Origin of the sequence: Intestinibacter sp. (assembly GCF_051866655.1) — a bacterium.
Lineage (GTDB): Bacteria > Bacillota > Clostridia > Peptostreptococcales > Peptostreptococcaceae > Intestinibacter.
Map to the genome: position 1 here is coordinate 1 of NZ_JBJDXL010000108.1, position 6609 is coordinate 6609.

The 6609-nt window shown below is 29.2% G+C and carries 7 protein-coding genes, 1 pseudogene and 1 riboswitch; all 8 genes and pseudogenes read left to right on the top strand.

From position 1 onward, the window contains the following. A pseudogene (locus ACI3VO_RS02770) lies at nt 1-366 on the top strand (MoxR family ATPase); the annotation flags it as partial. 17 nt (nt 367-383) lie between these two features. Beyond that, nucleotides 384-2174 carry a nitric oxide reductase activation-like protein gene (locus tag ACI3VO_RS02775; protein ID WP_439756451.1) on the top strand — a complete coding sequence of 597 codons (1791 nt, stop codon included), beginning with the start codon at nt 384-386 and terminating at the stop codon, nt 2172-2174. Between the two features lie 293 nt (nt 2175-2467). Then, nucleotides 2468-2655: riboswitch (cobalamin riboswitch) on the top strand. A gap of 154 nt (nt 2656-2809) precedes the next feature. Continuing rightward, nucleotides 2810-3532: an energy-coupling factor ABC transporter permease gene (locus tag ACI3VO_RS02780; RefSeq protein ID WP_439756452.1), complete on the top strand. Its 723-nt coding sequence runs from the start codon at nt 2810-2812 to the stop codon at nt 3530-3532. After that, a complete protein-coding gene (locus ACI3VO_RS02785; protein WP_439756453.1) occupies nt 3532-3849 on the top strand; it encodes an energy-coupling factor ABC transporter substrate-binding protein in 318 nt (105 codons plus the stop codon). The genes ACI3VO_RS02780 and ACI3VO_RS02785 overlap by 1 nt, the downstream gene beginning before the upstream one ends. Before the next feature lie 22 nt (nt 3850-3871). Further along, nucleotides 3872-4570: a cobalt ECF transporter T component CbiQ gene (gene cbiQ, locus ACI3VO_RS02790; RefSeq protein WP_439756454.1), complete on the top strand. Its 699-nt coding sequence runs from the start codon at nt 3872-3874 to the stop codon at nt 4568-4570. Next, nucleotides 4563-5378 carry an energy-coupling factor ABC transporter ATP-binding protein gene (locus tag ACI3VO_RS02795; protein WP_439756455.1) on the top strand — a complete coding sequence of 272 codons (816 nt, stop codon included), beginning with the start codon at nt 4563-4565 and terminating at the stop codon, nt 5376-5378. Before cbiQ ends, ACI3VO_RS02795 begins: the two co-directional genes overlap by 8 nt. Nucleotides 5379-5603: 225 nt before the next feature. Beyond that, nucleotides 5604-6059 (top strand): MarR family winged helix-turn-helix transcriptional regulator, encoded by a 456-nt coding sequence (locus ACI3VO_RS02800; protein WP_439756456.1) that lies wholly within the window; start codon nt 5604-5606, stop codon nt 6057-6059. Between the two features lie 34 nt (nt 6060-6093). Next, entirely contained in the window at nt 6094-6594 is a 501-nt protein-coding gene (locus ACI3VO_RS02805; RefSeq protein WP_439756457.1) for a GNAT family N-acetyltransferase, read from the top strand. The last annotated feature ends 15 nt before the right edge of the window (nt 6595-6609 follow it).

Here is a 6609-nt window from a genome sequence, read left to right on the forward strand (position 1 = left end):
AACGAAGCACTAGTTTCAAGATTTTTAGTAATAGATATTCCAGCTGTAGATGAAGAAAAATTAATGATGATTTTAAAAAGAGAATTCCCTACAGTAGATAGCGAAAAGCTACTTCAATTCATAGGAATATTCCTAGATTTACAGCTTAAAGCAGAAAACGGTGAAATATCAACAAAGGCAATAGATTTAAGAGGTATGATAGGAGCTCTAAAAACTATAAAAAGAGGTTTAAAACCAACTCTTGCAATTAACATGGGAATTACAGGTAAGACTTTTGATGTTTACGAAAAAGAAATGGTATCAGATATTATAAGAACTAGAATTCCTGAAGGATGGGAAAGCTCTGACATATTCCCAAATGATTAGTTAAAAGGGTGATCGATATGGCAAAAGGTTTAAATTGGATATTTAACGAATATGAGTTTGACAATAGAGTAAACAATTTGGCTTGGACAGTTTCAGGAAAATACGACGAAGAGATAGACTCTGCAGAAAAGGACTACAGCTCAAAGGACGCGTCTATGTATTACGCGATAATTGCAGGTGCTAGAAGAAAATACGTCGATTGGGAAACTGTTAAAAAGTTTTTAGTAAATAGAATAAAATCTGGATACAACAAAGATATATTGCTGACAATAATACAAATTGTATTAAATGATGTCGCTGAAAAAAAGGTAATAGAAGAGAGACCTGGAGTAGTAGACATCAGAAATAAGGCGTATTCAGATATTTTAAAGAGTTATTCAAAAATACATAAAGAAGATATTTTACAGCTTTTAAAATATACCTATGTACTTCAACAAATGGATAGACATCCCGTTATGGATAGATTAGTTAGAAAAATACTTAGAGAAATTAATTCAATCGATTCTAATGACGATATAATGAATATTTTAAAAAGAGTAGACGAAATATATCTTACATATTTTCAGCATATATTAGATAGCCAAAGTGAAAATGTAGAATTTGCAGAGGAAAATGTAAAGGATGTTGAAGTCAATTTTGATACATTTTCTGACTTTATGTTGGAGGAATTATACAACGACCAAGAAACACAAACTGTCGAGACAGAAATTAAAAATTTAAACAGTGGAATGTTAGTAGACAGCATAGGTGAAGAAAGAGCAGATATAGATCTAGAATCGACACCAAATAGAGTTATATATGTCGATGAAGAAATGCTTAACAAGATATACAAAAGAGTAGAATATTACTATGGTCAATCATATTTAAGTGAAAGTGATAGAAGAAAAATGGAAGCAAGACACTGTAGAAACGTACATGAAGGCTGTAGACTTCACTTTACAGATGGCGTTTTGAGATCTCACTGTGAAAATGTGTTTCAATTAAAATATGTAACTAGACAGAAGGACAACAATATATTTGAGTTTCAGTTTAAAATAAAAACATTTAGAAGACAAATAAATAAGCTAAAAGAAAGTTTTTCTAGATTACTAATAGAAGAAAGCTCTTCTGATAGAGTTTATTCTGATTGTGGAACTATATATGCTAACAAAGCATGGCGTATAGGAAGAAGTAGTAACAACAAGGTGTTTTACAAGGATGTTGACAATGGAAAAGGTAGATATGTTATAGATATACTACTAGATTCAAGTGGTTCGCAAACTTCGAAACAATTTATGGTAGCTATTCAAGCGTATATACTTTCTGCAGCGCTTACTTTAGTTGGTATACCAAATAGAGTAATGGGATTTCTAAGTTTCTTAGACTACACTATTTTGAAAAGATTTAGAGATTATAACGATAATGTAAGAAAATGTGAAGATATATTTGAATACTATTGTGCTGGAAACAATAGAGATGGCTTGGCTATAAAAGCTACCTGTGATGGACTTTTAGAGCGTGATGAAGAAAATAAAATTCTAATCGTACTTAGTGATGGAAAGCCAAATGATGTAAAAATAGGTAAGGATACTTCTAGAAGTATAAGAGGTGAAACTGCTTATAAAGGTGTAGTTGGTATAAATGATACGGCTATGGAGGTTAGAAAGGCTAGAAAAAGAGGCATAATGGTGCTAGGTGTTTTCACAGGCAAAGAAACTGATCTAGAAGCTGAAAAGAAAATTTACGGTAAGGATTTTATATATATAAAGGACATACAAAGATTTTCTGATATAGTTTCTACATATTTGAAAAAAGTAATAAGAAATTAAATTTTACACAAATTAAAGCATTTTTGAATGCTATCTATAGATAACTAAATGGAATTATTAATTCCTATAAAAAATAATTTTAAAATACTATTGCAAAATTATGTAATAGTTATTACAATTAAATCTAGGTATATAATTTACAATTTTTGTATATTTAATTACAATGTAATAGTAATTTGCAAAAATTATAAATTTATAAACAATAACAAAATGGAATTACAAAAAACATCACAATTTGTTTATCTATGCTATAATGTAAATGTATTTAGATACAATATGTGAGTATTAATAATGATAAATAATATATTTTAGGTTCTAATGTTTGATTAATAGGGAAAGAGGTGTGATTCCTCTGCAGCCCCCGCTACTGTAATGTTGACGATTCTCTCAAATATAGCCACTGTGATATAAAAAATATCATGGGAAGGTGAGGGATAGGATGATACTAAGTCAGGAGACCTGCCTAGAATATAATAGAGAAGTTTCTTCGGGGTTGGAGAGAATATCTTAATTAAGAATAATATAAAACTTATTAAGTAATATCTACCTAACCTATTGAATTAATATGGTTAGGTTTTTTATTTTATTAATACGAATTATTTCAAATATATTATTACTTTAAGGAGCGTAGAGATATGAGATTACAAAAAACAAATATTAAGTGGTGTTTATTAGCAGCATTCATGTTAGTATTAGCACCTACAATTTCAGGAGCTATGCATATCATGGAAGGCTTCTTGCCTGTTAAATGGGCAGTAATTTGGTATGTATTATTTATACCATTCTTTGTTATAGGCTTAAAAAACATAACAAAAGTAGTAAAAGAACAACCAAAGAAGAAATTATTATTAGCTTTATGTGGTGCTTTTGTGTTTGTTCTTTCTGCACTTAAGATACCTTCAGTAACAGGTAGTTGTTCACATCCAACAGGTGTAGGACTTGCTTCAATATTATTTGGACCAAGTGTAACAGTTGTTTTAGGAACAATAGTATTATTATTCCAAGCTTTATTATTAGCTCATGGTGGAATAACAACTTTAGGAGCAAATGCATTTTCAATGGCAATATTTGGACCAATAGTATCATATGTCATTTGGAAATTATTAAAAGATAAAGTAAATAGAAATGTAGTTGTATTTTTAGCTGCAGCTATAGGAGATTTAGCCACATATACATTGACTTCATTACAATTAGGGTTAGCATTCCCTGATCCAGTTGGTGGATTTGCAGTATCTGCTGTTAAATTCTTAGGAATATTCTTTATAACACAAGTTCCTATAGCAATAGCAGAAGGATTATTGACAACAATAATCTACAACTTTATAACAGAAAATGAAGATGAGGAGGTACTAGCATAATGGATACTCACGCAAAAGCAAAAAAAGGAAGTAGTGCTAAGCTAACAATTATATTATTACTATTAGTTTTAGCTATAGTTATCGTACCTCAAGTTATAAAAAGTGGTGCAGAATTTGGTGGAGCTGACGGTGAAGCTGAAGCTGCTATCACAGAAATAAATCCTGATTATGAACCTTGGTTTAGTAGCTTTTTTGAACCAGCTAGTGGTGAAATAGAAAGCTTACTATTTGCATCTCAAGCAGCATTAGGTGCTGGAATAGTTGGATATTATATAGGCGTTACTAGAACTAAGAAAAAAATGAAAGAAGACAAATAATTCTAGAAAGAAGATAAAATTAATGATAATAGATGATTATGCTTATAAAAATAAATTATTTAAGGTTAATCCAAATGTAAAATTTAGCATAGGTATGTTATTTTTAATAATATCATTAATTAGTCCTTACAATATATTATCTATATTGATAATATTAGGTATGAGTATCACAATAGTTGGAATTGCCAAGATAGAATTTAAAGACTATATACATTTTATAAAAATACCATTTTCTTTTTTAGTAATAAGTATTATCATGATTTTGATAAATTTTTCAGGTGATAAATCTGTTTTACTTCATTACATAAAAATAGGAGGTTTATATATAGGAGTCTCTCAAACATCTATAGATACATCTATACACTTATTTTTTAGAGCATTATCGTGTTTAACATGTATATATTTTATAATGCTGACAACACCTTTTAATCAGCTTATATTTATATTTAAAAAATTACATTTGCCAGATACAGTGTTGGAAATATCAATGCTTATGTATAGATTTATATTTATATTCATGGAGGAGGTTGCTGATATAAGAACCTCACAGGAGCTTAGATTTGGATATATAAATTTAAAAAATGGATATCACTCATTTGGGCTTTTAGTAAATATGCTGTTTAAGAGAATGATGATAAGATATGATGAAATGAGTATAGCTTTAGATATGAAACTATTTGACGGCACATTTCATATAGTAGGGGATAGTAAAGATGTTTAAAATAAATAATTTAACATATCAATATGATAAAACTAGAAAAGCTCTCGACAATGTAAGTATGGACTTTGATAAAGGAGAGGTAATCGGAATCATAGGTTCAAATGGTTCTGGAAAATCTACCTTATTCAATAATCTTATGGGAATTTTGAAATCGACAGAAGGACAAATACTATACAAGGGAGAACAAATAAAGTATGATAAAAAAAGCTTATACAATCTAAGAAAAGAAGTTGGAATAGTATTCCAAGATCCAGAAAAGCAAATATTCTATTCAATGGTATATGACGATATTGCTTTTGCACTTAGAAATATAGGCATAGATGAAAAAACAATTAAAAAGAGAATTACCAATGCTTTAGAAGCAGTAAATGGTTTAGAATTTATAGATAGACCAGTTCATAACTTGAGCTTCGGTCAGAAAAAAAGAGTCGCAATAGCATCTGTAGTCGCTATGGAAAATAAATTAGTATTACTAGACGAGCCTACAGCAGGCTTAGATCCAATAAGTACTAGAGCTATTGTGGACATAATAAAGGGTCTCAATGAAAGAGGTGTTAAAATCGTAATATCTAGTCATGATATGAACTTAATCTATGAAATATGTGACTATGTATATGTTTTAAATCAAGGACACCTTATAAATGAAGGTACTAGAGAAGAGGTTTTCGTAAATGAAGAGAAAATCGACGAAGCTGGTCTTGAATTACCATGGCTTGTGAAGCTTCACAAACATATGGGATTGCCTTTGTTTACAAAAGAAGAAGACCTATACAGCTACTGGAATCAAAGAGAACAGAAGACTGTATAAATTAAATTGCCCTCAACCTATTTTATAATAAAATAGTTTGAAAATAAAATAACCCTTAACCTATAATAGGTACCCCAGGATTACTCCAAAAGTTCTGGGGATTTTTTTTATTGTAAAATAGTTGAAAGTTCAACTAATATAAGCTACTATATAAATATAGTTGAAGGTTCAACTAATTTTGAATATAGGATGTAAATTTTTGGATAGATAGGTGATTAAATAATAATGAAAAATTTAGATAATAATTTGTTAAGAGATATAGGTACTTTATCTAGAGCTATACATTATATGAGTGATGTAGAAAACAAAAGGTATGGATTGAAAAAAGGTCAGTTTATATTTTTAACGAGGATATGTGAGAATCCAAATATAAGTTTTATAGAATTATCAAATATGCTGAAAGTAGATAAAACAACGACTACAAAAGCTGTTAATAAGCTAATTGATTTAAATTATGTAAAAAAGGAGACAGACAAACAAGATAGAAGAGCTTATAATTTGATAGCAACAGAGGAAGGAAAAAAGCTATACGATGAAATTATAAAACAGGAAAACAAACAAATAGAGATATGTTTAGAAGGATTTTCTAGCGAGGAGAAGGAATTAGTTTTGAATTTTGTGAATCGAATTAGTAGAAATGTAGATTCAGAATGGATGAAAATAAAATCAAATAAAAAATAACAATAATTATTAAATGTAAAGGAGGATAAGACGCATGATAGTCAAAGCAAATTTAAATGATGTTTCAGGAATAATGGAAATTATAGGGGAAACTATAAAGGAAATGAAGTCTTACAACAATACACAATGGGATGAAAATTACCCAAAAGCAGAGGATTTTGAAAAGGATATAAAATCTGGATGTTTGTATGTAGACAGAGAAGATGATATTATAAGAGGATTTATATGTGTTAATAGTATTGAACCTGTAGAGTACAATGATTTAAATTGGTCTAGCAATCAAGAGTGTATGGTAGTTCATAGAATGGCCGTAAATAGTAATATGAGAAATATTGGAATAGGTACTAAGCTTATGAAATTTGCTGATGAATTAGCAAGTAGCAAGGGTATAAAATATTTAAAAACAGATACATATTCTTTGAATAAAAAAATGAATTCTCTATTTAAAAAATGTGGTTATGAATTTGTAGGAGAAATGAGTTTTTTAGGTAAAGAATTTGCGTTTTACTGTTATGATAAGATTTTAAATGACTAAATTTTAAGGGAGTGA

Bases quoted from the DNA above. Each gene is read 5' to 3' on its own strand.
- ACI3VO_RS02800 (WP_439756456.1), top strand. From the start codon at position 5,604: ATGAAAAATTTAGATAATAATTTGTTAAGAGATATAGGTACTTTATCT.
- ACI3VO_RS02775 (WP_439756451.1), top strand. From the start codon at position 384: ATGGCAAAAGGTTTAAATTGGATATTTAACGAATATGAGTTTGACAAT.
- cbiQ (WP_439756454.1), top strand. From the start codon at position 3,872: ATGATAATAGATGATTATGCTTATAAAAATAAATTATTTAAGGTTAAT.
- ACI3VO_RS02780 (WP_439756452.1), top strand. From the start codon at position 2,810: ATGAGATTACAAAAAACAAATATTAAGTGGTGTTTATTAGCAGCATTC.
- ACI3VO_RS02795 (WP_439756455.1), top strand. From the start codon at position 4,563: ATGTTTAAAATAAATAATTTAACATATCAATATGATAAAACTAGAAAA.
- ACI3VO_RS02805 (WP_439756457.1), top strand. From the start codon at position 6,094: ATGATAGTCAAAGCAAATTTAAATGATGTTTCAGGAATAATGGAAATT.
- ACI3VO_RS02785 (WP_439756453.1), top strand. From the start codon at position 3,532: ATGGATACTCACGCAAAAGCAAAAAAAGGAAGTAGTGCTAAGCTAACA.